24 protein-coding genes are annotated in these 26,469 nt (G+C 70.7%); all 24 read right to left on the reverse strand.

Annotated features, from left to right (window positions below; genetic code table 11):
- Nucleotides 1-8: 8 nt before the first annotated feature.
- Nucleotides 9-1,475 (reverse strand): glutamate synthase subunit beta, encoded by a 1,467-nt coding sequence (locus ACWIBS_RS05575; RefSeq protein ID WP_376126034.1) that lies wholly within the window; start codon nucleotides 1,473-1,475, stop codon nucleotides 9-11.
- On the reverse strand, nucleotides 1,468-6,039 hold the full coding sequence (gene gltB / locus ACWIBS_RS05580) for a glutamate synthase large subunit (RefSeq protein ID WP_376126031.1): 4,572 nt from the start codon (nucleotides 6,037-6,039) through the stop codon (nucleotides 1,468-1,470). Before gltB ends, ACWIBS_RS05575 begins: the two co-directional genes overlap by 8 nt.
- Nucleotides 6,040-6,104: 65 nt before the next feature.
- Nucleotides 6,105-7,091, reverse strand: a complete 987-nt coding sequence (gene lgt, locus ACWIBS_RS05585; RefSeq protein ID WP_376126028.1) for a prolipoprotein diacylglyceryl transferase — start codon at nucleotides 7,089-7,091, stop codon at nucleotides 6,105-6,107.
- Between the two features lie 10 nt (nucleotides 7,092-7,101).
- A complete protein-coding gene (gene trpA / locus ACWIBS_RS05590; RefSeq protein ID WP_376126025.1) occupies nucleotides 7,102-7,908 on the reverse strand; it encodes a tryptophan synthase subunit alpha in 807 nt (268 codons plus the stop codon).
- Nucleotides 7,905-9,161, reverse strand: coding sequence for a tryptophan synthase subunit beta (gene trpB / locus ACWIBS_RS05595; RefSeq protein WP_376126023.1), 1,257 nt, complete (start codon nucleotides 9,159-9,161; stop codon nucleotides 7,905-7,907). The genes trpA and trpB overlap by 4 nt, the downstream gene beginning before the upstream one ends.
- Nucleotides 9,158-9,934 (reverse strand): indole-3-glycerol phosphate synthase TrpC, encoded by a 777-nt coding sequence (gene trpC, locus ACWIBS_RS05600; RefSeq protein WP_376126020.1) that lies wholly within the window; start codon nucleotides 9,932-9,934, stop codon nucleotides 9,158-9,160. Before trpC ends, trpB begins: the two co-directional genes overlap by 4 nt.
- Before the next feature lies 1 nt (nucleotide 9,935).
- Nucleotides 9,936-10,166 (reverse strand): DUF6704 family protein, encoded by a 231-nt coding sequence (locus tag ACWIBS_RS05605; protein ID WP_376126017.1) that lies wholly within the window; start codon nucleotides 10,164-10,166, stop codon nucleotides 9,936-9,938.
- 42 nt (nucleotides 10,167-10,208) lie between these two features.
- Nucleotides 10,209-10,811, reverse strand: a complete 603-nt coding sequence (locus tag ACWIBS_RS05610) for a Trp biosynthesis-associated membrane protein (RefSeq protein ID WP_376126014.1) — start codon at nucleotides 10,809-10,811, stop codon at nucleotides 10,209-10,211.
- On the reverse strand, nucleotides 10,808-11,173 hold the full coding sequence (gene hisI / locus ACWIBS_RS05615) for a phosphoribosyl-AMP cyclohydrolase (protein WP_376126012.1): 366 nt from the start codon (nucleotides 11,171-11,173) through the stop codon (nucleotides 10,808-10,810). Before hisI ends, ACWIBS_RS05610 begins: the two co-directional genes overlap by 4 nt.
- On the reverse strand, nucleotides 11,170-11,991 hold the full coding sequence (gene hisF / locus ACWIBS_RS05620) for an imidazole glycerol phosphate synthase subunit HisF (RefSeq protein WP_376126009.1): 822 nt from the start codon (nucleotides 11,989-11,991) through the stop codon (nucleotides 11,170-11,172). Before hisF ends, hisI begins: the two co-directional genes overlap by 4 nt.
- Entirely contained in the window at nucleotides 11,991-12,833 is an 843-nt protein-coding gene (gene hisG / locus ACWIBS_RS05625) for an ATP phosphoribosyltransferase (protein ID WP_376126006.1), read from the reverse strand. The genes hisF and hisG overlap by 1 nt, the downstream gene beginning before the upstream one ends.
- Before the next feature lie 45 nt (nucleotides 12,834-12,878).
- A complete protein-coding gene (locus ACWIBS_RS05630; RefSeq protein ID WP_376126003.1) occupies nucleotides 12,879-13,142 on the reverse strand; it encodes a phosphoribosyl-ATP diphosphatase in 264 nt (87 codons plus the stop codon).
- Between the two features lie 16 nt (nucleotides 13,143-13,158).
- Nucleotides 13,159-13,830: a ribulose-phosphate 3-epimerase gene (rpe, locus tag ACWIBS_RS05635; RefSeq protein ID WP_376126000.1), complete on the reverse strand. Its 672-nt coding sequence runs from the start codon at nucleotides 13,828-13,830 to the stop codon at nucleotides 13,159-13,161.
- A 13-nt stretch (nucleotides 13,831-13,843) separates the two neighbouring features.
- Entirely contained in the window at nucleotides 13,844-15,214 is a 1,371-nt protein-coding gene (locus ACWIBS_RS05640; protein ID WP_376125998.1) for an RsmB/NOP family class I SAM-dependent RNA methyltransferase, read from the reverse strand.
- Nucleotides 15,211-16,134: a methionyl-tRNA formyltransferase gene (fmt, locus tag ACWIBS_RS05645; RefSeq protein ID WP_376125995.1), complete on the reverse strand. Its 924-nt coding sequence runs from the start codon at nucleotides 16,132-16,134 to the stop codon at nucleotides 15,211-15,213. The genes ACWIBS_RS05640 and fmt overlap by 4 nt, the downstream gene beginning before the upstream one ends.
- A 7-nt stretch (nucleotides 16,135-16,141) precedes the next feature.
- Nucleotides 16,142-18,103 (reverse strand): primosomal protein N' family DNA-binding protein, encoded by a 1,962-nt coding sequence (locus tag ACWIBS_RS05650; protein WP_376125992.1) that lies wholly within the window; start codon nucleotides 18,101-18,103, stop codon nucleotides 16,142-16,144.
- Nucleotide 18,104: 1 nt separating this feature from the next.
- Nucleotides 18,105-19,298 carry a methionine adenosyltransferase gene (gene metK, locus ACWIBS_RS05655; RefSeq protein WP_376125989.1) on the reverse strand — a complete coding sequence of 398 codons (1,194 nt, stop codon included), beginning with the start codon at nucleotides 19,296-19,298 and terminating at the stop codon, nucleotides 18,105-18,107.
- Nucleotides 19,299-19,400: 102 nt separating this feature from the next.
- The gene (rpoZ, locus tag ACWIBS_RS05660; RefSeq protein ID WP_376125986.1) at nucleotides 19,401-19,658 is read right to left on the reverse strand and encodes a DNA-directed RNA polymerase subunit omega; all 258 of its coding nucleotides are present in this window, start codon (nucleotides 19,656-19,658) and stop codon (nucleotides 19,401-19,403) included.
- Nucleotides 19,659-19,754: 96 nt separating this feature from the next.
- Complete coding sequence (locus ACWIBS_RS05665; protein WP_376125983.1) at nucleotides 19,755-20,336, reverse strand: CoA-binding protein; 582 nt, start codon at nucleotides 20,334-20,336, stop codon at nucleotides 19,755-19,757.
- Complete coding sequence (locus tag ACWIBS_RS05670; RefSeq protein WP_376125980.1) at nucleotides 20,333-21,670, reverse strand: O-acetylhomoserine aminocarboxypropyltransferase/cysteine synthase family protein; 1,338 nt, start codon at nucleotides 21,668-21,670, stop codon at nucleotides 20,333-20,335. Before ACWIBS_RS05670 ends, ACWIBS_RS05665 begins: the two co-directional genes overlap by 4 nt.
- Before the next feature lie 31 nt (nucleotides 21,671-21,701).
- Nucleotides 21,702-23,705 carry an acetate--CoA ligase gene (gene acs, locus ACWIBS_RS05675; protein WP_376125977.1) on the reverse strand — a complete coding sequence of 668 codons (2,004 nt, stop codon included), beginning with the start codon at nucleotides 23,703-23,705 and terminating at the stop codon, nucleotides 21,702-21,704.
- 1 nt (nucleotide 23,706) lies between these two features.
- A complete protein-coding gene (locus ACWIBS_RS05680; protein WP_376125974.1) occupies nucleotides 23,707-24,519 on the reverse strand; it encodes an ABC transporter permease in 813 nt (270 codons plus the stop codon).
- Nucleotides 24,516-25,550, reverse strand: coding sequence for an aliphatic sulfonate ABC transporter substrate-binding protein (locus ACWIBS_RS05685; protein ID WP_376125972.1), 1,035 nt, complete (start codon nucleotides 25,548-25,550; stop codon nucleotides 24,516-24,518). The genes ACWIBS_RS05680 and ACWIBS_RS05685 overlap by 4 nt, the downstream gene beginning before the upstream one ends.
- Nucleotides 25,547-26,371, reverse strand: coding sequence for an ABC transporter ATP-binding protein (locus ACWIBS_RS05690; protein ID WP_376125969.1), 825 nt, complete (start codon nucleotides 26,369-26,371; stop codon nucleotides 25,547-25,549). Before ACWIBS_RS05690 ends, ACWIBS_RS05685 begins: the two co-directional genes overlap by 4 nt.
- Between the last annotated feature and the right edge of the window lie 98 nt (nucleotides 26,372-26,469).

Consider the following 26,469-nt stretch of genomic DNA (forward strand, 5'->3'; position numbering starts at 1 on the left):
CCGCCAGCCTACGCGGGCGGCAGGCCGATGGCGACATCGTCGGGTCGCACGGGCGCCGGCAGCTGCGTGCCGCCCATCAGGAACGCATCCACCGCCGCGGCGACCGAGCGTCCCTCGGCGATCGCCCACACGATGAGCGACTGCCCGCGGCCGGCATCTCCCGCGACGAACACCCCGGGGGCGCTCGTCTGGAAGTCGGAGTCGCGAGAGGGGATGCCGCGTTCGGTGAAGCGCGTGCCGAGCTGATCCTCGAGGAGCGCACGTTCGGGACCGGTGAACCCCATCGCGATGAGCACGAGGTCGGCGGGGATCTCCCGCTCCGTGCCGGCTTTGGGCACGCGACGCCCGTCGATGAACTCGGTCTCGGCGACACGCAGCGCGCGGACCTCGCCCGCGCCGTTGCCGACGAACTCGACGGTCGAGGCGAGGTACGAGCGCTCACCGCCCTCCTCGTGCGCCGACTGCACCTCGAACAGGACCGGAGCCGTGGGCCACGGCTGATGACCGGGCCGCTCCCCTGGCGGGCGCCGGCCGATCGCCAGGTTCGTGACGCTGAGGGCGCCCTGGCGGTGCGCCGTGCCGATGCAGTCCGCTCCCGTGTCACCGCCGCCGATCACGACGACGTGCTTTCCCGCCGCCGTGATCTGGTTCGGCACGACATCGCCCGCGCCCGCGCGGTTGGACTCCACGAGGTACTCCATCGCGACGTGCACGCCGTCGAGCTCGCGCCCCGGAAGGGGCAGCTCACGTGCGACCGTCGCGCCCGTCGCGACGACGACGGCGTCGTAACGCGTCCGCAGGTCGTCCCACGACAGGTCCACGCCGATCTCGACGCCGGCGCGGAAGCGCGTGCCCTCGTCCTGCATCTGACGCAGGCGCGCCTCGAGGTGCTTCTTCTCCATCTTGAAGTCGGGGATGCCATACCGCAGCAGCCCGCCGATGCGGTCGTCGCGTTCGAAGACCGCGACGGTGTGACCCGCGCGCGTCAGCTGCTGGGCAGCGGCGAGCCCGGCAGGTCCCGAGCCGACGACGGCCACGGTCCTGCCCGTGAGCCGTCCCGGCGGCTCGGGTTCGATCCATCCCTTGCCGAACGCCTCGTCGGCGATCGACACCTCGATCTGCTTGATCGTCACGGCGGGCTGGTTGATCCCCAGCACGCACGAGCTCTCGCACGGGGCCGGGCACAGCCGCCCCGTGAACTCGGGGAAGTTGTTGGTCGCGTGCAGCCGCTCGCTCGCCGCCCGGCCTTCGCCACGCCACGTGAGGTCGTTCCACTCCGGGATGAGGTTGCCCAGGGGGCATCCGCGGTGGCAGAACGGCACTCCGCAGTCCATGCACCGGCCCGCTTGACGGCGCAGGACGGCGCTGTCGCCGGGCTCATAGACCTCTTTCCAGTCCATGATCCGAACGGGAACGGGGCGGCGTGCCGGCAGCTCCCGCTCCGTGATCTTCAGAAAGCCCTTCGGGTCAGCCACCCGTCACCTCCAGGATGCGGTTCCATACGATGTCGCCGTCGGGATCGAGTCCCTCGGCGACGGCGACCCGTCGCGCATCCAGGACAGCGGCGTAGTCCCGCGGCAGGACGCGGACGAAGTTGCGGACCTCGGTCTCGAAGTCCTCGAGCAGGGATGCCGCGCGCACCGAGCCCGTCTGCGCGACGTGCTGTTCGAGCAGGTCGCGAAGCATCGCCGCGTCACCCGAGCCGAGCGGGCCGAGTTCGAGCTCGCCGTTCGCGAGCGCCTCGCGGTTGACCAGGGCCGGATCGAGCCGGTGCACGTATGCGGTTCCTCCCGACATCCCGGCGCCCAGATTTCGTCCGGTCGTGCCGAGGATGACGGCGAGGCCGCCCGTCATGTATTCCAGCGCGTGATCACCCACGCCCTCCACGACGGCGGTCGCGCCCGAGTTGCGCACGAAGAACCGCTCCCCCACGACGCCGCTGAGGAACATCGTGCCCTGCGTCGCCCCGTAGCCGATCACATTGCCGGCGATGACGTTCTGCGCCGCCTCGAACGTGGCCGCCCGGGGAGGCCGCACGATGATCTGTCCGCCGGAGAGGCCTTTGCCGACATAGTCGTTCGAGTCGCCCTCGAGCCGCAGCGTGATCCCGGCGGGCAGGAACGCCCCCAGGGACTGACCGGCCGAACCCGTCAGATTGATCTCGATCGATCCCGTGCGCAGACCGTGCTCACCGTGCGCGCGGGTCACGTGATGGCCCAGAAGCGTCCCGACGGCGCGCTCGGTGTTGCGGATCGGAAGGTCGAGCACGATGTGCCCGCCGTCGGCGATGACCTGCTGCGCGCGTTCGATGAGCGGCACATCGAAGTGCGCGTCGAGCCCATGCTCCTGATCGCGCGCATGCCGTCGCGGCTCGTCCTCGGCGAACACCGGACCTGCCAGGACCGGCGCCAGATCCAATCCCTCCGTCTTCCAGTGCCGCACGGCATCGTCGACATCGAGCAGCTCGGTGCGGCCGACGATCTCGTCGAGCGAGCGCACGCCGAGCTCGGCGAGCAGCTCCCGCACCTCTTCGGCGATGAACTCCATGAAGTTCACGACGAACTCCGGCTTGCCCGTGAAGCGCGCGCGCAGCGTCGGGTTCTGCGTCGCGACGCCGACCGGACACGTGTCGAGGTGGCAGACGCGCATCATGACGCACCCCGACACGACGAGCGGCGCCGTGGCGAAGCCGAACTCCTCCGCGCCCAGCAGGGCTCCGATGACGACGTCGCGACCCGTCTTGAGCTGACCGTCGACCTGCACGACGACGCGGTCGCGCATGCCGTTGAGCATGAGCGTCTGCTGCGTCTCGGCCAGACCCAGCTCCCACGGAGTGCCGGCGTGCTTGAGGGAGTTCAGCGGACTCGCACCCGTGCCGCCGTCGTGCCCCGAGACGAGGATGACATCCGCGAGGGCCTTCGCCGTGCCGGCTGCGACCGCGCCGATGCCGGACTGGCTCACGAGCTTGACGTGCACGCGCGCCGTCGGGTTGGCGCGCTTGACGTCGAAGATGAGCTGCTTGAGGTCTTCGATCGAGTAGATGTCGTGGTGCGGCGGCGGTGAGATGAGCCCCACGCCGGCCGTCGCGTGGCGTGTGCGCGCGACCCACGGATACACCTTCGTCGGCGGCAGCTGTCCGCCCTCGCCGGGCTTGGCGCCCTGCGCGAGCTTGATCTGGATGTCGTCCGCCTCGGTCAGGTAGAGGCTCGTGACGCCGAAGCGCCCCGAAGCGACCTGCTTGATCGCGCTGCGGCGCGCGGGATCCAGAAGGCGATCGACGTCCTCGCCACCCTCCCCCGTGTTCGATTTGCCGCCGATGCTGTTCATCGCGATCGCGAGGGTCTCGTGGGCCTCCTGCGAGATCGAGCCGTAGCTCATGGCTCCCGTCGAGAAGCGCGCGACGATGGATGCCACCGACTCCACCTCGTCCAGCGGCACGGGCGGGCGCTCCCCGGTCTTGAGACGGAACAGCCCGCGCAGCGTCTTCAGTTCGTGCGCCTGGTCATCGACGAGCTTCGTGTATTCGCGGAAGATGTCGTACCGTCGCGTGCGCGTCGAGTGCTGCAGCCGGAAGACCGTGTCCGGATCGAACAGGTGCGGCGACCCGTCGCGGCGCCACTGGTACTCGCCGCCGGTCCAGAGCCGCTCGTGCGCTCGAGCCGCGGCATCCTCGGGGTAGGCGAAATCATGACGCGCCTGGTTCTCGGCCGCGATCTCATCGATCCCGATGCCGCCGAGCTTGCTCTCGGTGCCCGTGAAGTACGCGTCGATGAGCTCCTGCCCGAGACCGACGGCTTCGAACGCCTGCGCTCCGGAATACGACGCGACGGTCGAGATGCCCATCTTCGACATGATCTTCAGCACGCCCTTGCCGAGCGCGTAGATCACGTTGCGCACGGCCTGCTCGGGCGAGATCCCGGTGATGAAGCCCGTCCGCACGAGATGCTCGACGGTCTCCATCGCGAGATACGGGTTGACGGCGGATGCACCGTAGCCCAGCAGCGTCGCGACGTGATGCACTTCGCGCACATCGCCCGCCTCGACGACGAGTCCCACCTTCATCCGCGTCTCGGTGCGGATGAGGTGGTGGTGGACCGCCGACAGCATGAGCAGCGACGGGATCGGCACGAGGTCCTTGTTCGAGTCGCGGTCGGACAGGATGAGGAACTCGGCGCCCTCGGCGATCGCGGCATCCGCCTCTGTGCACAGGGCATCGAGACGCTCCTTGAGCACGCCCGGACCGGCGTCGAAGTGATACAGCCCCCGCAGCGTCACAGCGCGACGGCCGGGCATCGTGCGGTGGATGTTCTGGATCTTCGCGAGCTCGTCGTTGTCGAGCACGGGGAAATCGAGGGTGATCTGCCGCGTGTGGTCGGGGCCCCACGCGAGGAGGTTGCGCTCGGGACCGATCCCCGCGCGCAGGCTCGTGACGATCTCTTCGCGGATCGAGTCGAGCGGCGGATTGGTGACCTGGGCGAACTGCTGCGTGAAGTAGTCGAAGAGCAGGCGCGGGCGTTCGCTGAGCACGGCGACCGGCGTGTCGCTGCCCATCGCACCGAGCGGCTCGGCGCCGGTCTGCCCCATGGGGGTCAGCAGCACCCGCACTTCTTCTTCGGTGTATCCGAAGGTGCGCTGACGACGCGTGATCGAGGCGATCGGGTGCACGATGTGCTCGCGATCGGGCAGCTCCTCGAGCTGCAGACGCTGCCGAAGCCACAGCTCCCACGGTTCGAGCCGGGCGAGACGCGTCTTGATCTCGTCGTCTTCGATGATGCGGCCCTCGGCCGTGTCGACGATGAACATGCGGCCCGGCCGCAGGCGGCCGCGGCGCTTGATGCGCTCGGGCTCGAACTCGAGCACGCCGGTCTCGCTGCCGATCACGACGAGTCCGTCGGTCGTCTCCGTCCAGCGGCCGGGGCGCAGGCCGTTGCGATCGAGCGTCGCACCCACGAGCGTGCCGTCGGTGAAGATGAGGGCCGCGGGGCCGTCCCACGGCTCCATCTGCAGCGCGTGGTAGTCGTAGAAGGCGCGCAGATCGGGGGCCAGGTCGGCCTGCTTCTCGTACGCCTCGGGCATCATCATCATGACGGCGTGCGGCAGGCTGCGACCCGTCAGAGTGAGGAGCTCGAGCACTTCGTCGAACGAGGCCGAGTCGCTCGCACCGGGCGTGCAGATGGGAAGCAGCGGCGCCATGTCGCCCAGCAGCTCCGATTCCAGCTGCGACTGACGCGCGCGCATCCAGTTGCGGTTGCCGCGCACGGTGTTGATCTCGCCGTTGTGCGCGAGCATGCGCAGCGGCTGCGCGAGCGGCCAGGACGGGAACGTGTTGGTCGAGTAGCGCGAGTGCACGACGGCCAGTTCGCACGCGAACCTCTCGTCGGACAGATCGGGGAAGAACGGCTCGAGCTGCAGCGTCGTGACCATGCCCTTGTAGCCGAGTGTGCGGCACGACAGGGAAACAAAATACGCGCCCAACTCATGTTGGGCGCGTTTGCGAAGACGGAAGACCAGACGGTCGAGCGACAGGCCGGACATGGCCGGAGCGCCGCCGATGGCGGGGCGGGACAGGAACAGCTGCTCGAAGTCGGGGCGCGCGGCGAGTGCGAGCTTGCCGAGGTGCTCTTCGCGCGTGGGCACGTGCCGCCATCCCAGCACGACGAGATCCTCGTCGGCGGCGATGCGTGCGATCCCGTCCTTGACGGCGGCGCGCTCGGCGTCATCGCGCGGCAGGAAGGCCATGCCGACGGCGTACTCGCCGACCGGCGGCAGGTCGAAGTCGACGACGGCGCGCAGGAACGCGTCGGGGATCTGCGTCAGGATGCCTGCTCCGTCGCCCGTGCCGGCGTCAGAGCCGATCGCGCCGCGGTGCTCGAGATTGCGCAGCGCCGTCAGCGCGTGGTCGACGATGTCGTGGCCGGGGGTGCCGCGCAGCGTCGCGACCATCGCGAGACCGCACGCATCCTTCTCGAAGGCGGGGTTGTACATGCCCTGAGCGGGGGGAAATCCGCTCGGCTCGCCAGAAAACGGGCTCACGCCCATAGGAACCGTCCTCACTGAGTGGAGAGGGGGACGTCGTCGGCCCGGTGGACGAAGTGCGCGGGATGCTACTTCGTGGCGACTGTGCTTGTGGCGGTGGTCTCTTCGACCGTGTCGGTCGGCGGTTCGCTGACGTCGACGTAGTCGGGTGTCTGCGATTGTACAGCCCCGTCGCGCTTCCACTCGCGCCCCGGTCGATACGGGGAGGGTTCGTCGGCGGTGTGGCGCCGAGCCTGAACGAACAGGATGACGAGGCCCACGACGACGCCCACGATCGCTGCCCACACGTTCGTGCGCAGACCGAAGATGACGTCGCTCGGGTCGATGCGGATCGACTCCCACACGATGCGGCCCGCGCTGTACCAGATGAGATAGAGCGCGAACAGGCGGCCCCATTGCAGACGCAGCTTGCGACCCGCCCACAGCAGCACGATCACGCCGAGCACGTTCCAGATGACTTCGTAGAGGAAGGTCGGGTGGAACAGCGTGTCCTCGGGCAGCCCGATGGGCCACGCGGGGTTCGGGTAGTCGATCTCGAGGCCCCACGGCAGATCGGTCGGAGTGCCGAAGAGCTCCTGGTTGAACCAGTTGCCGAACCGCCCGATCGCCTGCGCGAGCAGAAGACCCGGCGCGAGGGCGTCGGCGAACGTCCAGAAGCGGATGCCCGTCCAACGGCAGCCGAGCCAGGCTCCGATCGCGCCGCCGATGAGGGCGCCGTAGATGGCGATGCCGCCGTCCCACACGTTCCAGATGGCGTCCTTCACGAACGGGTTCCACCACTCGCGTCCGTCGGCGAAGTAGAAGCTCGCGTGGGTGAAGACGTGGTAGAACCGCGCGACGATGATCGCCAGCGGGACGGCGAGGAGGCTGATGTCGATCACGACCCAGGGCTCGGCGCCGCGCTTGGTGAGTCGGTGGTTCGTCATGAACACCGCGACGATGATGCCCGTGATGATGCACAGGGCGTAGATGTGGATCGTCAGCGGACCGATCGAGAACGAGCTGATGTCGGGGCTCGGGATGCTGGCGACGACGCCCGCGGCGGAGGAAAGCATGAGTGCGAGTTTAGTTGTCGGAGACGGTGTTCGTGACCGTGCCGGCCGTGAGCGCGCGTGTCTCGGTCGCGAGACCCTCGAGTCCGCGATCGCGCAGGGCACGCACGAGGGCGGTTCCGACGATCGCGCCGTCGGCGTACTCGACGACGCCGGCGACCTGATCGGCCGTCGAGATGCCGATCCCGACGCACGCGTGACCGGCCCCGCGGGCCCGGAGACGCTCGACGAGTGTTCGAGCCGCGGCATCCAGTTGCGCGCGCTCCCCCGTGATGCCCATCGTCGACACCGTGTAGATGAAGCCCGTGGACTTCTCGATGATGAGGTCGAGGCGCTCATCGGTCGAGGTGGGCGCGGCGAGGAAGATGCGGTCCAGCCCCGTGCGCTCGCTCGCGGCGATCCACTCGGACGCCGCCTCGGGCGTGATGTCCGGGGTGATGAGTCCCGCGCCGCCGGCGGCGGCGAGATCGTCGGCGTAGCGGTCCACGCCGTACTGCATGACGGGGTTCCAGTACGTCATGACGAGCACGGGCACATCGACGCGCGCCGTGATCTCGCGGATGGCGGTGAACGTGTCGCGCAGGCGGAACCCGGCGGCCAGAGCCGTCTGGGTCGCCTCCTGGATGACGGTGCCGTCCATGACGGGGTCGGAGTAGGGGGGACCGAGTTCGATGACGTCGGCGCCGTTCTCGGCGAGCGTGACGGCAGCCTCGATGCTCGTCTGCAGATCGGGAAAACCGAGCGGCAGATAGCCGATGAAGGCTCCGCGGCCCTGTGCGTGCGCTTTGTCGATCGCCGCGGCGACCCGGGACGCGGTCACAGCTTCACCCCGTCGCCCTTGGCCGATTCATCGGGCACAGCTGCGTCGACGGGCGACTCCTCGTCGTACAGCTCGAAGTAGCGTGCGGCGGTGTCCATGTCCTTGTCGCCGCGACCGGACAGGTTGACGGCGAGGATCGCGTCGGGACCGAGCTCGCGTCCGATGCGCAGGGCACCGGCCAGGGCGTGCGCCGACTCGATCGCGGGGATGATGCCCTCGGTGCGCGACAGCAGCCGCAGCGCCTGCATCGCCTCGTCATCGGTCGCGGGGATGTACTGCGCGCGGCCGATGTCGGCGAGCCACGCGTGCTCGGGGCCGACGCCCGGGTAGTCCAGCCCCGCAGAGATGGAGTGCGACTCGACCGTCTGGCCGTCCTCGTCCTGCAGCACGTAGGTCTTCGCCCCGTGCAGCACGCCGGGGCGCCCGCGCTCGATGGATGCCGCGTGCCGGTCGGTGTCGACGCCGTCGCCGGCCGCTTCGACCCCGTACAGCCGCACGTCGTCGTCGTCGAGGAACGCGTCGAACATGCCGATCGCGTTGGAGCCGCCGCCGACGCACGCGAGGACCGCGTCGGGGAGCCGGCCGGTCTCATCGAGGAGTTGCTGGCGCGCCTCTTCGGAGATGACCTTCTGGAAGTCGCGCACCATGGCGGGGAACGGGTGCGGGCCCGCGGCCGTGCCGAAGACGTAGTTCGTGTTCTCGACCGTGGCGACCCAGTCGCGGTACGCGTCGTTGATGGCGTCCTTGAGGGTGCGCGACCCGGTCGTGACGGGGATCACCTCGGCGCCGAGCAGCCGCATGCGCGCGACATTGAGCGCCTGGCGCTCGGTGTCGACCTCGCCCATGTAGATCGTGCAGTCGAAGCCGAACAGGGCCGCCGCCGTCGCGGTCGCGACGCCGTGCTGTCCCGCGCCGGTCTCGGCGATGACGCGGGTCTTGCCGAGGCGCTTCGTCAGGAGAGCCTGGCCGAGCACGTTGTTGATCTTGTGCGAGCCGGTGTGGTTGAGGTCTTCGCGCTTGAGGAAGACCCGGGCTCCCCCGGCGTGCTCGGCGAAGCGGGGAACCTCGGTCAGTGCCGAGGGACGACCGGCGTACGTGTGCAGGAGGCGGACGAACTCGGCCTGGAACGCCGGATCGGCCTTCGCGGATTCGTATTCTGCGGTGAGCTCGTCGATGGCCGCGATGAGCGACTCCGGCATGAAGCGACCGCCGAAGTCGCCGAAGAACGGTCCGGATGCCGCCCGCAGGCTCATGATCCGGCCTCGACGAAGGCCCGCAGCGTCGCCACGGGATCGTTCGTCACGAGGGCCTCGCCCACGAGGACGACGTCGGCACCCGCGGAGCGGTAATGCGTCACGTCGGCGGGAGACAGAACGGCGGATTCGGCGATCCGGACGGCGTCGGTCGGGATCCGGTCGACGAGACGGCCGAAGAGGTCGCGGTCCAGGTCGAAGGTCGACAGGTCCCGTGCGTTGACGCCGATGAGGCGTGCGCCGAGATCGGCGGCCGTGTCGACCTCGCTCGCGCTGTGGGTCTCGACGAGCGGCGTCATACCGAGCTCGAGCACGAGGGCGTGCAGGCGCGTGAGAACGGGCTGCGCGAGAGCGGCGACGATGAGCAGGACGAGGTCGGCGCCCGACGCGCGCGCTTCGAGCACCTGGTACTCGGTGGCGATGAAGTCCTTGCGCAGCACGGGCACCTGCACGGCGGCCTTGACGGCCTCGAGGTCGGCGAGGCTCCCTTTGAAGCGGCGGCCTTCGGTCAGCACCGAGACGGCGGATGCACCGCCCTCCTGGTAGCGCAGAGCCTGCAGGGCGGGGTCGGGGATCGTCGCGAGGTCACCGCGCGAGGGGCTGGCCCGCTTGACCTCGGCGATGATCTTGACGCGGTCGGCCGGTGCGAGCGCGGCGAGGGCATCACGGGCGGGCGGCTGGGCGAGGGCGTCTATCTCGACGACCGAGAGAGGACGCGCGACGGCGCGATCCTCTGCGTCCTGAACCGCGCCGGCCGTGAGGTCGGCGAGCACGTCAGTGGGCTTTCGGCTGGTACTTGGGGCCCTTGACGCCCCAGCCCGCCTTGGCCATGACCCATCCGACGATGAGACCGATGACCAGCAGAACGCCTGACGCCCACACGAGCGGGGCCATGTCCAGCCAGTAGAAGACGACGCCGAGCGCGACAGCCACGAGCATGATCACGACGGCCGTCCAGGCGGCGGGCGAGTGTCCGTGGCCGGGGTCGCCGATGTTGGTGCTCATGGATCTCCTCTGAAGTAGGCGCGGTCGTGGTCAGTCTATCGGTCAGGTCGTCGGATCCTCGCCACGCGAGAGGTCATCCCAGTCGTCGATCGCGTCGTGCGGCCGCGAGCCCGTGCTCGCCGGTGTCGTGCGCCCGGGAGTGTCGGCCGTCGTGTAGCGGCGCCCAGCGCCCTTCCAGCGGTGCGCCGTCGCGATCGTGAAGGCTCCGGCGATGAGCAGCACGATCCAGCAGACGAGCGTCACAGCCGGCCACACCGAGATCTCGACCGTCTCGACGAGGCCGGCCACCGCCTTCTCGCCCGTGATGCCGGTCGCCTCGGTCACGGTCGCGGCGACGTGCGACGTCTGCGGGCCCATCACGACGGCGCCGGTCAGCATCGTGAGGACGCCGGCGAGCACGAGCGTCAGCGCGCCGAAGATGTACCGCAGCACGAGGCCGACCACCGACAGCGCTCCGCCGAGCGCGAGGACGGCGAGGCTGAGCGGGGCGAGAACGGGGATCGCCGACGCACCCGGTACCGGCAGGGTGTGGTGCGCGCCGTCGGCGAGCACGACGGTGAGCCAGGTCTGGGTGGCGGCGATGACTCCGATCGCTCCGGGCAGGAGCGTCAGGAGGATCGCGATGAGGCGCGCGCGGCGGATCATTCCGGCAGACCGTCCGCGACGACAGGCGTCAGGTCGTCGGCGTCGAAGCACGTGCGCGTGCCCGTGTGGCAGGCCGCGCCGACCTGCTCGACGGTGAGCAGGATCGCGTCGCCGTCGCAGTCCAGGCGCGCGCCCTTGACGAGCTGGATGTGGCCCGACGTGTCGCCCTTGCGCCAGTATTCGCGGCGCGAGCGGGACCAGAACGTGACCCGGCCCTCGGTGAGGGTGCGCCGCAGGGCCTCGGCATCCATCCAGCCGAGCATGAGCACCTCGCGCGTGTCCCACTGCTGCACGATCGCGGCGACGAGGCCGTCATCGGTGAAGGTGACACGGTCCAGCCGGGGGTCGCGCTCGTCGGTCACTTCGACTCGCTCCGCTCGCTCAGCACGTCGCCTGCGGCCACTTCGCGCACCGGAATGCCCTCGGCCGTCATGGCGGCCTTCACATCGCCGACCGTGAGCTGGCCGGAGTGGAAGACGGATGCCGCCAGCACGGCGTCGGCACCCGCAGCGACGGCGGGAGCGAAGTCGGCCGCACGGCCCGCACCGCCCGAGGCGATGATGGGCACGCTCGACGCTTCGCGCATGAGCCCGACCAGTTCGAGATCGAATCCTTCGCGCGTGCCGTCGGCGTCGATCGAGTTGACCAGCAGCTCCCCCGCGCCGCGCTCGATCGCCTCGCGCGCCCACGCGAGCGCGTCCAGCGTCGTCGCGGTGCGGCCGCCGTGCGTCGTCACGACGAAGCCGGAGGGCACGAGATCGGCCAGTTCACCGGTCGCGCGTGCGACGTCGAGCGAGAGCACGAGCACCTGCGCGCCGAACCGGTCGGCGATCTCGCCGACGAGGTCGGGGCGGGCGATCGCGGCGGAGTTGACGCCGATCTTGTCGGCGCCGACGGCGAGGAGCCGTGCGACGTCGTCGGCCTGCCGCACTCCCCCGCCGACCGTGAGCGGGATGAACACCTCTTCGGCCGTCCGGCGGACGACGTCGTAGGTCGTCGCGCGCTCGTCGATCGTCGCCGTGACGTCGAGGAACGTCAACTCGTCAGCGCCCTGACGGTAGTACTCGCGCGCGAGCTCGACGGGATCGCCCATGTCGCGCAGGTTCTGGAAGTTGACGCCCTTCACGACGCGTCCCGCGGCCACGTCGAGGCACGGGATGACGCGGCAGACGACGCTCATCACAGCCTCGCGTTGTGGATCGCGGTCACGAGGATCGCCCGCGCGCCGATCGCATACAGAGCATCCATCACCTGGTTGACGCCGTGTCGCGCGACCATGACGCGCACGGCGACCCACTCGGGGTCGCGCAGCGGTGAGATCGTGGGCGACTCGACACCGCCGGCGACCTTGACGGCTTCATCGACGAGGTGGGCCGGCAGGTCGTAGTCGACCATGACGAAACGGCGGGCGACCATGACGCCGCGCAGACGTCGCAGCAGGGTCTGCGTGCCGGACGCCTCGACGGGCGAGGTGATGAGGACCGCCTCGGACTCGAGGATGACGGGCCCGAAGATCTCCAGTCCGGCTTGACGCAGCGTCGTGCCGGTCGAGACGACGTCGGCGACGGCGTCGGCGACGCCCAGCGCGACGGCGGACTCGACCGCGCCGTCCAGCGGCACGAGGTCCACGGCGATGCCGTGCTCGTCGAGGAAGCCGTCGACGAGGCCGGGGTAGGCCGTCGCGACGCGCGCGCCTTCGAGGTCCTGCACGCTCGAGTAGCGTCCGGGCGGGCCGGCGAAACGGAAGGTGGAGCCTCCGAAGCCGAGGGCTTCGACCTCGAGAACGCCCGGCATGCGGGCATCGAGCAGCAGGTCGCGACCCGTGACGCCGACATCGAGGGCGCCCGAGCCGACGTAGGTGGCGATGTCCTTGGGGCGCAGATAGAAGAACTCGACCTCGTTAGCGGGGTCGATGACGTGCAGGTCTTTCGGGTCGCGGCGGCCGGTGTACCCGGCCTCGTTGAGCATCTCGGTCGCGGTCTCGGCGAGCGAGCCCTTGTTCGGCACGGCGATTCGCAGCATTTCAGAGGAGCTTTCTCATGTCGCAGATGACGGATGGGCGCAGGCTCACAGATGTCGGTAGACGTCCTCGAGCGTCAGTCCCTTCGCGAGCATGAGCACCTGCAGGTGGTAGAGCAGCTGCGAGATCTCCTCGGCGGCGGCGTCGGCCGATTCGTACTCGGCGGCCATCCACACTTCGGCGGCCTCTTCGACGATCTTCTTGCCGATCGCGTGCACACCCGCGTCGAGCTGCGCGACCGTGCCCGATCCCTCGGGTCGCTCGGCGGCCTTCGCCTCGAGCTCAGCGAACAGGGCGTCGAACGTCTTCACTATGCCAGGGTACCGGTCAGTGGCGGTGGGTCGCCGCCGCCGCGGCCGCACGCAGGCCCACGATCGCGGCATCCGGATCCGACGCGCCGAACACGGCGGATCCGGCGACGAACGTGTCGGCCCCCGCTTCGGCGGCCTGCGCGATCGTCGCGTCGCCGATGCCGCCGTCGACCTGCAGCCACACGTTCGATCCGCGGCGGTGCGCTTCGTCGGCGAGGCTGCGCAGTTTGGGCATCGTCTCGGGCATGAACGACTGGCCGCCGAAGCCCGGCTCGACGGTCATGACGAGGATCTGGTCGAACTCGTCGAGCAGGTCGAAGAGCCCCTCGACGGGGGTCGCGGGCTTGACGGCGACACCCGCTCGCGCGCCGATGTCGCGCAGGCGTCGTGCGAGCGCGACCGGATCAGCGGCGGCCTCGAGATGGAACGTGACCGACGCGGCGCCGAGCTCGGCGTATTCCGGAGCCCATCGTTCGGGGTCGGTGATCATGAGGTGCACGTCCAGCGGCACGGGGCTCGTCGCCTGGATGCGTTCGACCATCTGCGGACCGAACGTCAGATTCGGCACGAAGTGGTTGTCCATGACGTCGACGTGCACGAAGTCGGCCGCGTGGATGCGCGCCAGCTCGGACTGCATGTTGACGAAGTCGGCGGCGAGGATGCTGGGGTTCACACGGATGTCGGGCACGGCTCCATTATGGTCAGACCCGTCGCAGCAGCGAGATCGACATCGCGTCGGTGTTGTGCCGATGGGGCCACAGTTGCGCGCGCAGGCTTCCGTCGGCCTGCGGGAGCAGGCCCGGATCTCCGACGGATGCCGCGGTCACAGCGTCACGCGCCGAGATCTCTTCGACGGCGTCGCCCCACTCGCGTCTGACCTCGCCGACGACGCCGGCCGTCTCGGCGAGGTGCGGCGAGCATGTCACGTATGCGACGACTCCTCCGGGAGCGAGGGCACCGATCGCGGCGGAGAGGAGTCCGCGCTGCAGCTCGGACAGATCCGGCACGTCGGACGGCGCCTTGCGCCACCGTGCTTCCGGGCGCCGACGCAGCGCGCCGAGGCCCGTGCAGGGCGCGTCGACGAGGATGCGGTCATACGTGTCGGGCGTATCGGCGGCGCGGACGCGGCCGTCCTGCTCCGACACCGGCACCTCGAGGGGGACACCGGCGACGGCCTGACGGACCAGACCCGCCCGCGCGGGCGCGATCTCGTTGGCCTCGAGCCGTGCGCCGTGCGCGAGCGCCTCGGCCGCCAGCAGCGCCGTCTTGCCGCCGGGGCCCGCGCAGAGGTCGAGCCACCGCTCCCCCGGCGCGATCGGGGACGCGTGGGTCAGCGCGAGGGCCGCGAGCTGGGACCCTTCGTCCTGCACGCGGATGCGGCCCTCGGCCGCGCGGATCATGCCCTCGGGATCGCCGCCGGGCAGCCGGAAACCGTACGGCGAGTACGGTGTGCGACGCGCGTCGTCGGGAACCTCGGCGAGACCGGGCAGGGCCGTCATCGTGACGTGGGGCGAGACGTTGTCGGCCGTCAGCAGCGCCTCGAGCTCGGCGGCGCGCCCTTCTGCCGCCAGAGCGCGGCGCAGGGCGCGCACGACCCAGACGGGGTGCGAGAACAGCAGGCCCAGGCGTTCGTCGTCGGACCGCGCGGAATCGGCGACCCGCATCATCCAGTCGCCCGGCGTGTCGCGGGACACGCGACGCAGGACAGCGTTCGTGAATCCCGCGGCACCGCGTCCCGCCGCGCCGCGTGCGAGCTCGACCGATTCGTTGACGGCTGCGTGCGAGGCGACGCGGGTCGACAGCAGCTGGTGCACCCCGAGCCGCAGGGCGTCGAGGACAGTGGGGTCGATCTCGTGTACGGGCCGGTCGGCGGCGAGCGCGATGACGGCATCGTAGGTGCCCTCGCGGCGCAGCGTGCCGTAGGTCAATTCGGTCGCGAGCCCCGCGTCGGCGGTCGACAGTCCGGCGCGATCGATCGATTTCGGCAGGAGCAGGTTGGCGTAGGCGTCGGATTCGTGGACGGCGCGGATGGTCTCGAAGGCGACGCGTCGCGCGCTCTGCACGCGACTCATGAGCCGGCCACCGGCTGCTCGCCGCGCAGGCCCCGCCACCAGTCGGCCGCGCGCATCGCGCCCTTGCCCGCCGGCTGGATCGTCTCGAGCCGGACGGGCTGCGAGCCCGTGCCCACGACGACGTCCTTGCCGTGCGCGCCGAAGACGCCGGGAGCGAGCTCGGGCGCGTCGTCGGGCGCGGGGGCGGCGGCGAGGATCTTCAGTCGTGCACCGCCGATCGTCGTGTGCGCGCCGGGCTCGGGGGTCACGCCGCGGATGCGGTTCACGACGGCGTCGCGCGTCTCATCCCAGCGGATTCTGCCGTCGTCGTCGGTGAGCTTCGGCGCGTAGGTGGAATCGCCGGTCTGCCGCGTCGCGACGGCGGTTCCGGCCTCGATCGCGTCGACGACGTCACGCAGCAGGTCGGCGCCGTCGTGCGCGAGCTCGTCGAGGAGCGACCCCGCCGTCGCGTCGGGGCCGATGGGGTGCATCCGCTCGGCGAAGACATCGCCCGCGTCGAGCGCGGCGACGAGCTGGAACACGCTCGCCCCCGTGCGATCGTCGCCCGCGATGAGGGCGCGCTGCACGGGTGCGGCGCCGCGCCAGCGCGGCAGGAGCGAGAAGTGCAGATTGATCCACCCGTACCGAGGCGTCGACAGCAGCGGCTCGCGCACGAGGCCGCCGTAGGCGACGATGACGCCGAGGTCGGGCTCGAGCGCCGCGATCCGCTCGGTCGCCGCGTCGTCGAGCCGGTCGGTGCGCAGCACCTCGAGACCGAGCTCCCCGGCGACCGCCGTGACGGGCGACGGGGTGAGCGTGCGCTTGCGTCCGAGCGGCGCGTCGGTGCGGCTGACGACGAGGGCGATGTCGTGATCGGATGCCGCGAGGGCGCGCAGGGACGGCACGGCGGGTGCGGGCGTGCCGGCGAAGACGAGGCGCATGGTCTCCTCACAGATCGAGATCGGGCACGTCGACCCGAACTCTGAGTGTATTGCGGGCAGCGGGGTTGCGTCCCTTCGCGGCCTTGCGGGCGCTCAGGGCGTTCGCGACGACGGCCGCGCGCAGGGCCTCGGTGACGCGCGCGCCGCTGCTGTAGTCGAAGCGCACGAGAGCCCGCACGCCCTCGTCACGCGGGACGGGGCCGAGCACCGACGTCTCGTCGAGCGTCGGCACGGCGACCCGCACAGACGAGATGGCCGTCTCGACGGCCGCCCGGGGGCCCTCGAGCGCCGCGACGCGGACGGTCGGCGGCATCCGCAACGCTGCCCGGTCGGCGAGCTCGGCGCGCGCGTACGCCGGTTGGGACCACGTCGCGAGGGCTCGTGCGACGGGTCCGGCGACGCCGACGAGGTGAACCGGCGCCTTCGGCACAGCGAGCGCGGCGGCGTTGGACCACCAGCGCAGGCACGACTCGCCGATCCGCAGGGCCTCGGCCTGCAGCATGCGATCGCCGTCGAGCAGGATGACCGAGCGGTATCCGCCGTCGGCGATCGGCTCGGCCCCGCGCGTCGCGATGACGAGGGCGGGGCGCGCGTCGACGCGCAGCACGGGGTGCTCCCCGTCGGCGACGATGACGCGCACGCCGGGGAACGCACGACCCAGTTCGTCGGCCGTGCGCTCGCTGCCCGACGAGACCATCCGCACGGTCGTGCCGGCGCAGTCGGGGCATGTCCACGCCTGCGCCCGACGACCGCACCAGCCGCACACGGGAACGGCGCCGTGGGACTTCGCGTGCAGAGGTCCGCCGCAGTGCGCGCACCGCGCGGCGTGGCGACACCCCGCGCACACGAGCACGGGCGCATAGCCGGGGCGGGCGACCTGAACGAGCACGGGTCCGTCCTCGAGCGCCTCGCGTGCCGCGGCGAAGGCCGACGAGGGAACGCGCGCACCGCGCGACTCGCCCTCGCGCGTCGCACTGAGCACGACGCGCGGACTGCTCTTGCGGGCGGGTGCGATCTCGCGCACCCAGCCCAGTGACACGAGCCGCTCGACGTCGGTCGTGCGGGTGTGGCCCGCGAACAGGAGCGCGGGACCTTCGAGCTCTTGGCGGACCAGGGCCGCGTCGCGCGCGCTGACGCCGGGACTGAGCGGCTCGCCGAGCAGCGGGTCGCCGTCGTCCCAGATCGCGATGAGGCCGATGTCGTGCACGGGGGCGTAGACGGCCGAGCGATTGCCGAGCACGATGCACGGGACTTCGGTCAGCGTGCGCAGGAACGCCGCATACCTCGCGGGCGAGGATTGCCGCGCGTCGACGGCGACGACGGCGTCGGGCGCGACGAGGTCGGCGAGGGCGGCGGCGAGCTGGTCCTGATCGCGGTGGTCGGGCACGACGAGCACGGCGCTGCGACCGGTCGCGAGCGTGTGCGCCGCGGTGGATGCCAGCAGCACGGCCCACGACCCCACGGTGGTGCCGTCCGCGAGCTGGGCGGGGTGTGGCGGCGCGTCGAGGGCGAGGCGCTCCCCCGCATCGAGCGCGTCGGCGAGTCCGGGGTAGGCCTCCAGCGCCGGGAGCCCGCCGGCGGTGACCTCGGGCGGCGCGGGGTGCTCGCCGGCGAGCCACGCCTTCTCGGCGCGCACCATGCGCTTGGGAATCGCCAGACGCAGGATGTCGCTCGCCGATCCCGCCGCGCGGTCGGCGGCGCGGCGGGCGAGCTCATAGAGCCGCGTCGGCAGCACCGGCACACCGGACACGACGGCGTCGAGTTCGGAGAGCGGGCGCTCGGGGTCGTCGGATTCCGTCACCTCGACGAGGTAGCCGTCGACCAGGCGACCGGCCGTGCGCAGCGGCACCCGCACGCGCACACCGGCGACGGCGTCAGCGGTGAGCTCGCGCGGGATCTCGTAGTCGAAGAGCCTGTCCAGCTGCGGCAGCGGCGAATCCAGCAGCACCCGCGCGATGCGCCGCGTCACGTCAGAGCCCGGCGGCGCGCCGGAGATCGTCGACGCGGTCGGTGCGCTCCCACGTGAAATCGGGCAGTTCGCGCCCGAAGTGCCCGTAGGAGGCGGTCTGCGCGTAGATCGGACGCAGCAGGTCGAGCTGCTCGACGATCGCCCGCGGGCGCAGGTCGAACACGTCGAGGATGGCGCGGGTGATGGTCTCATCCGACACCTGAGCGGTGCCGAACGACTCGACATAGAGTCCGACGGGCTTGGCCTTGCCGATCGCGTAGGCGATCTGCACCTCGAGACGCTCGGCCAGGCCTGCCGCGACGGCGTTCTTGGCGACCCAGCGCATGGCGTAGGCCGCCGAGCGGTCGACCTTGGACGGGTCCTTGCCGCTGAAGGCGCCGCCGCCGTGGCGTGATGCTCCCCCGTAGGTGTCGATGATGATCTTGCGGCCCGTGAGACCCGCGTCGCCCTTCGGACCGCCGATCACGAACGGGCCCGCGGGGTTGATGTAGAACTTGACGTCGGAGATGTCGAGCCCCGTCGCCTCGAGCACGGGATCGATGACCTCGGCTCGCACGGCGGCGCGCAGCGCCTTCTGCGAGATGTCGGGATTGTGCTGCGTCGACAGGACGACCGACTGCACCGTGCGCGGGGTGCTGCCCTCGTAGCCGAGCGTGACCTGGGTCTTGCCGTCGGGGCGCAGGAACGGCAGCTCGCCCGAACGCCGCACTTCGGCGAGGCGCTCGGCCATGCGGTGCGCCGTCCACGCCGCCATGGGCATGAACTCGGGCGTCTCGTTCGTCGCGTAGCCGAACATGATGCCCTGGTCGCCCGCGCCCTGCAGGTCGTGCGGGTCTTCCGACCCGCCCTCGCGCCGTTCGAACGCCTTGTCGACGCCGGCCGCGATGTCGGAGGACTGCGCGCCGATCGACACGCTGACGCCGCACGAATCTCCGTCGAAGCCCGTCTCGCTCGAGGTGTAGCCGATGCGGTTGACGACGTCGCGCACGATCGCCGGGATCTCGACGTACGCCGACGTGGACACTTCGCCCGCGACGTGCACGAGACCCGTCGTGACGAGCGTCTCGACGGCGACGCGGCCGTGCGGATCGTCGGTGAGGATCGCGTCGAGGATGCTGTCGGAGATCTGGTCGCAGATCTTGTCGGGGTGGCCCTCGGTCACGGACTCGGACGTGAACAGGCGCAACTCGGTCATCGATCCTCCAGATCGGGGCGGGGCGGAAACCAGTATGCCCCCGGGTGCGGACATCGCATCATCGGGGGCATCGGGCCGTCACACAGACGGCGCAAGAGCGATTTACTCTTCGTGGCGCAGGCGGAGCTTGTCCTCGTGGATCTCGTGCAGGGCGATCGTGAGCGGCTTGTCCTCGACGTTGGAGTCGACGAGCGGCCCCACGTTGTCGAACAGGTTGCCCTCGTGCAGGTCGGAGTAGTAGTCGTTGATCTGACGCGCGCGCTTGGATGCGTAGATCACGAGCTGGTACTTCGAGTCGACCTTGCCGAGCAGGGAATCGATGGGGGGATCGATGATCCCCTGGTTCTTCGTTCCGGCCATGGCGGAATCCTTTCGAAGCGGGTGGATGTCAGCGGTGGATGTCTGAAGGCGCGCGCCGAGCGCGGACGCATCCGTCCATTCTATCCGACGTGCGGGTCAGCGCGCCGTCACCTGGCGTTTCGACGAGATGACGCCCGTGTCGAAGCCCGCCAGACGCAGTCCGCCATGGAAGCGCGCGTGCTCGATCTTGACGCAGCGGTCCATCACGACGCTGAGGCCGGCCTCGGCGGCGATCGCGGCGGCCTCTTCGTTCCACGACCCCAGCTGCAGCCACAGCGTCTTCGCGCCGACGGCGACCGATTCGCGTGCGACGTCCGGCAGGTCGTCGTGTCTGCGGAACACGTCGACGATGTCGGGCGCGACGGGCAGGTCGGCGAGCGAGGCGTAGACGGGCCGGCCGAGGATCTCCGTCGCGCGCGGATTGACGAAGTACACGTCGAGGTCGGAGCCGCCCAGCAGGTACGACGCGACGAAGTAGCTCGCCCGCGCGCGGTTGTCGGATGCCCCGACGATCGCGATCGAGCGGGCCTCGCGCAGCAGCGCATAGCGCTCCGGCGCGGACGGGGCCCGCCACGTGCGCGGGGCCGTCGCCTCGGCCGGGGTCGTCTCGGCGAGCGCGCCGGGCAGCGCGCAGGCGGGGGCAGGCAGTGCGCAGGTCTGATCGGATCCGAAGCTCATCGCGGCAGTCCTGTCGCTCGGGTGAGGGCCTGATCGAGGTCCCAGACGATGTCTTCGGCGTCCTCGAGGCCGACCGAGATGCGGATGAGGTCGGCGGGAACGCCCGCGTCGGCCAGCTGCGCGGGTGCGAGCTGCTGGTGGGTCGTCGACGCCGGATGGATGACCAGGGTGCGGGCATCGCCGATATTGGCCAGGTGCGACGCGAGCTGCAGCGCCTCGATGACGCGCTCGCCGGTGCGGCGGGCGGCGCTCAGGCGCTCCTCGTCCGTCGGGAACTCGCCCGTGGGCTTCACCCCGAAGGCGAACACCGAGCCCGGCCCCAGCGGCAGATACGTGCGCGCTCGATCGTGATGAGGATGATCGGGAAGCCCCGCCCACGTGACGTATTCGACGCGCGGGTCGGAATCGAGCCACTCCGCCACGACGCGGGCGTTCGCGAGGTGCGCGTCCATGCGCTGCGGCAGCGTCTCGACGCCCTGCAGCAGCAGGAACGCCGACTGCGGACTGAGGGCGGGGCCGATGTCGCGCAGCTGCTCGGTGCGCAGCTTCGTGAGGAAGCCGTACTCGCCGAAGTTGTCCCACCATCGGATGCCGCCGTAAGACGGCACGGGCTCGGTCATCTGCGGGAACTTGCCGTTGCCCCAGTCGAACGTGCCCTTCTCGATCACGACGCCGCCGAGCGTCGTGCCGTGACCGCCCAGGAACTTGGTGACCGAGTGGATGACGATGTCCGCCCCGTGCTCGAGCGGGCGCGCCAGATACGGCGTCGCGAGCGTCGCGTCGACGACGAGCGGGATGGATGCCGCGTGCGCGACCTCGGCGAGACCGGCGATGTCGGCGATCTCCCCCGACGGGTTGCCGATGATCTCGACGTACAGCACCTTCGTCTCCGGCCGGATCGCGGCGGCGAAGTCGGCGGGGTCGTCGGAGGCGACGAAGGTCGTCTCGACCCCGAAGCGGCGCAGCGTCACGTCGAGCTGCGTCACAGTGCCGCCGTACAGCTGCGCCGAGGCGACGACGTGGTCGCCCGCGCCGACGAGGGCGGCGAAGGTGATGAACTCCGCGCTCATGCCCGATGCCGTCGCGACGGCGCCGATGCCCCCTTCGAGCGAAGCGAGCCGCTCTTCGAGAGCGGCGACGGTGGGGTTGCCGATGCGGGAGTAGATGTTGCCGTACTTCTGCAGCGCGAACAGGTTCGCGGCATCCGTCGCATCGTCGAACACGAACGACGTGGTCTGGTAGATCGGCACGGCGCGCGCGCCGGTCGTGGCATCCGGGGTGCCGCCGGCGTGCAGGGCGCGCGTGCGGAAGCCGAAGCGGTGGTCATCGGTCATGTCTTCTCTCGGTGTGCGGGCGCGACGGCGGTCACGCAGAGGCGAGCACGTCGGCGATCTGCTCGACGGTCCAGGGGTTCTGCAACGAGGTGGTGTCGCCGAGGGAGGCGGGGGCACGCCCGGCCCGGCGGTCTCGCTCAGCCTGCCACAGCTGGGCGAGGAGGCGGCGCAGGATCTTGCCCGAGCGCGTCTTGGGCAGTTCGGCGACGACGTAGACGTGGCGTGGCTTCGCGACCGGTCCGATCCGTCGTGCGACGCCGTCGCGCAGCTCTGCGGCGTCGAGACCGCCACTGCCGGACGGCACGACGAAGGCGGCCACGGCGTGACCGGTGACGGGATCGTCGACGGCCGTCGCGCCCGCTTCGCCGACCGCGCGCTGCGCGACGAGGGCGGACTCGATCTCGATCGTGGACAGACGGTGTCCCGACACGTTCACGACGTCGTCGAGGCGACCGAGGATCCAGACGTGCCCGTCGTCGTCGACCGTCGCGCCGTCACCGGCGACGTAGTAGCCGCCGTGCGCGCCGTGTCCCGCGAAGCGCGCCCAGTACGAGTCGCGATACCGCTCGGGATCGCCCCACACGGTGCGCGCCATACCGGGCCACGGCCGTCGCACGACGAGCGTGCCCGACGCGCCCGGCGTCACCGGCTCTCCCGCGTCGTCGACGACGGCCGCGTCGATCCCCGGCAGCGGCACCGTCGCCGAGCCCGGCTTGAGCGTCGTCGCGCCGGGCAGCGGGGCGATCATCGCGGCACCCGTCTCGGACTGCCACCACGTGTCGACGACGGGCACCTCGTCACGGCCGAACGTGCGCCGGAACCACACCCAGGCCTCGGGGTTGATCGCTTCGCCGACCGTGCCGAGCAGGCGCAGCGACGACAGGTCGTGCCCCGCCGGCAGATCATCGCCGAACCACGTCATGAAGGTGCGGATGAGCGTGGGCGCGGTGTAGTAGACCGTGACCCCGTGGCGCTGGATGATCTCGAGATGCCGCTCGCGGTGCGGTGCATCCGGTGTGCCCTCGTAGATGACCTGCGTCAGACCGTTCGACAGCGGCCCGTACAGCTCGTAGGTGTGCGCCGTGACCCATGCGAGATCCGCGGTGCACCAGTGCACGTCGTCGGGCTTGGCGTCGAAGTGCGCCCAGTGGGCCCAGCTCGCGTGCGCGAGATATCCGCCCGACGTGTGCACGAGGCCCTTGGGTCGCCCCGTCGTGCCGGAGGTGTAGATGATGAACAGCGGATGCTCCGCATCGAACGCCACCGCGTCGTGGCGGTCGCTCGCGGTGTCGACGACGTCGTGCCACCACACGTCGCGGCCGGCCGTCCACGGCACGTCCTGCCCCGTGCGGCGAACCGTGAGGACGTGCCGCACGTGGTCGAGACCGTCGGCGGCCGCGTCGGCGGCGGACTTCACCTCGACGGCGGATCCGCGGCGGAACTGGCCGTCGGATGTGACCAGGAGCGCCGCGCGGGTGTCCTGCAGGCGGAAGCGCACGGCCTCTGACGAGAAACCGCCGAAGACGAGCGAATGCACGGCGCCGATGCGCGCGCACGCGAGAGCGATCACGACGGTCTCGATCAGGACGGGCAGATACACCACGACCCGGTCCCCCGGCTCGATGCCCAGGTCCCGCAGTGCGTTGGCCGCGCGGGAGACCCGTCGCTGCAGATCGGCGTACGTGACGCTCGTGCGGTCGCCCGGCTCGCCTTCGAAATGCAGGGCGACGCGCTCGCCGCGACCGGCCTCGACGTGCCGGTCGACGCAGTTGTAGGCGACGTTGAGCCGCCCGCCGGAGAACCAGCGGGCGGCGGGGACCGAGAGGGTGCCGTCGGCGCGGGTCACCGGTGGCTCCCACTCGAGGGCCGTGTGCCACTGCTGCTCCCACGTCAGCCGGCGCGCGGCATCCTCCCAGAAGGCGGTGGGGTCGGCGGCGGCGCGGGCGTAGGCCTCGTCGCCCACGTTGGCCTGCGCGCGGAACGCGCCGTCGGGCGGATAGGTGCGCCGTTCGACCAGGCGGGTCTCGGCGGTCATCTCACGCCCATTTCTTCAGCAGGTGCTTCTGGACGAGGCTGAGGATGCCGTTGGTGAGGGTGCCCAGCAGCGCCAGCAGCACGATCGCGAGCAGGATGCGGTCGACGCGGCCCGTGCTCTGCGATTCGGTCAGCAGGAACCCCAGGCCCATCGACGCGGCGATCAGCTCCGCGGCGACGAGGAAGAGCCATGCCTGCGCCATCGCCAGTCGTAGTCCGGAGATGATCGAGGGCACGACGGCGGGCAACTGCACGAGGCGCAGCAGGTCCCACCCGCGCAGACCGAACGAGCGACCCATCTCGACCAGGTGCGGGTCGACGTGGCGCAGGGCCGAGCCGACGGTCGTGAAGACGGGGAAGAACGCGCCGATCGCGATGAGGGCGACCTTGGAGTCTTCGCCGATCCCCATCCACAGCAGCAGCAGCGGAACGAGGGCGAGCGAGGGGATCGCGCGGAAGGCCGCGAGCGTCGGACTCAGCAGCACGTCGCCCGCCCGCGTCAGGCCGACGAACGCCGCCGCGACGAGCCCGACGACGGACCCGATCGCGAAGCCGATCAGCACGCGCTGCACCGAGATGGCGATGTGCAGCCAGAGCACGCCGCTGTCGAGCATCTCGACGGCGGCCTGGAAGACCGTCGCGGGGGCCGGCAGCCGGTGCGGCGGAAGCATGCCCGTCACGGTGACCGCCTGCCACAGCGCCAGCAGGGCGATCGGAACGACGAAGCCACCCGCGATGCGCACGGCGCGGCGATCCCACAGCGAGCGCGCCGCGGGCGTGCCCGTGTCGGTGTCCGCCGCGGTGAGCGTGGTCATCGCGCGTTCACTGCTTCTTCGGCGAATGTCGCGTTGATGATCGTCGCGAGGGCGTCGGAGACGGCCTGCTCGCCGCCCTGGACGGCGTCGGAGTCCACCAGCACGGGCGCGATCTTCTCGAGGACCGCGAGCTGGGCAGCGCCCGGGATGCCGCTCACGTCGAGGTTCGAGCGCTCCTGGATGACGGTCTCGGCGACGGCGAGGTCGATGCCCGCGACCTCGGCGAGCAGAGCCGCCGTCTCGTCAGGATTGGCCAGTGCCCACACGCGCGCCTCTTCGTAGGCGTTCACGACGACCTGCGCGAGGTCGGGGTGGTTCGTGATGAAGTCCTCGGTCGCGTTGAGGAACCCGTAGGTGTTGAAGTCGACGTTGCGGTAGACCAGCTGCGCCCCCGCATCGACTTCGGCGGCCGCCATGATCGGATCCAGGCCCGACCACGCGGCGACCGATCCGGCATCGAGAGCGGCCCAGCCGTCGGCGTGCTGCAGGTGCTGCACCTCGACGTCCTCGACCGTGAGACCCTCGGTCTCGAGCGCCTGCAGCAGGAAGAAGTACGGGTCGGTGCCGATCGTCGCGGCGACGGACTGCCCCTTCAGGTCGGCGACCGACGTGATGTCGCTGCCTTCCGGCACGACGATCGCGGCCCACTCCGGCTGCGAGTAGATGTCGATGACCTGGATCGGCGAACCGTTCGCCTTCGCGAGGAGCGCGGCGGAGCCCGCCGTCGAGCCGACGTCGATCGACCCGGCGCGCAGCAGCTCGTTCGCCTTGTTCGAGCCGGCGGACTGCACCCACTCGACGGCGACCGAATCGCCGAGCGCCTCTTCGATGAGCCCCTGCTCCCTGATGACGAGACTCAGGGGGTTATATGTCGCGAAGTCGATCGTGAGCGTGTCGGTCGACCACTCGCCCTCCCCCGCCGGCGCGGGTGCCGCCGAGGCGTTCTCACCGGCGACGCATCCCGCCGCACCGAGCATGATGACGCCGGTGACGGCGAGGACGGGAAGGATGCGGCGCAGCGGACGGTTCATCGGGTCTCCTGAGTGCGGGTGTGGTGCGTGTCGACGCCGAGGCCCTCGAGCAGCTCGGCGCGCAGGTCGGTCAGTGCTCGCTCGGAGCGGTCTCGCGGTCGAAGTCCGGGGACCGTGATCGTGCGGGCGATCGAAGCGTCGCGGGCGTCGGCACTCGGGTCGACGGCGCGCAGCAGCAGCACGCGGTCGGCGAGATACAGGGCTTCTTCGACGTCGTGGGTCACGAGCACGACGGTCGTGGGCACGGCGGCGTGCACGTCGAGCAGCAGGTCCTGCATGCGCAGGCGGGTCAGTGCGTCCAGAGCGCCGAACGGCTCATCCAGCAGCAGCACTTCGGGACCCCGGGCCAGAGCGCGGGCGAGCGACGCGCGCTGCGCCATGCCGCCCGAGACCTCGCGCGGGCGCTGGTGCGCCGCGTGCTCGAGGCCGACGAGGGTCAGCAGCTCGGCGACGCGGTCGCGTCCGGCGCGCTTGTCGATGCCGCGCGGCAGGCCGAGTGCGACGTTCTGCGCGAGGGTGCGCCACGGCAGCAGTCGCGGCTCCTGGAAGGCGACGGCGGTCGTGCCGCCGACGTCGACCCCGCCCGCGGTCGGCGCGTCGAGGGCGCCGATGAGGCGCAGCAGCGTCGACTTGCCGCAGCCGGAGGGACCGACGATCGCGAGGATCTCGCCGTCGACGAGTTCGAGATCGACGTCGCGCAGTACGGTGCGCTGCCCGCCGCGTCCTGCGAAGGCTCGCCCCACACCCTCGAGACGGACGGCCGGGGGGCGGTCCACCGCCGGGGCGGACGCTGCGGGAGGCGCGAGCAGAGTGCTGGACATGCACTCATCGTTTCTGAGGCGGCCCCCGGAACGAAGCCGAGCGTAATGTTCTGCAACGAAGGGGCATCCGGAACAGGCGTTCCCCCCGGACAGGCGAT

Source organism: Microbacterium sp. NPDC055442, from assembly GCF_053644215.1.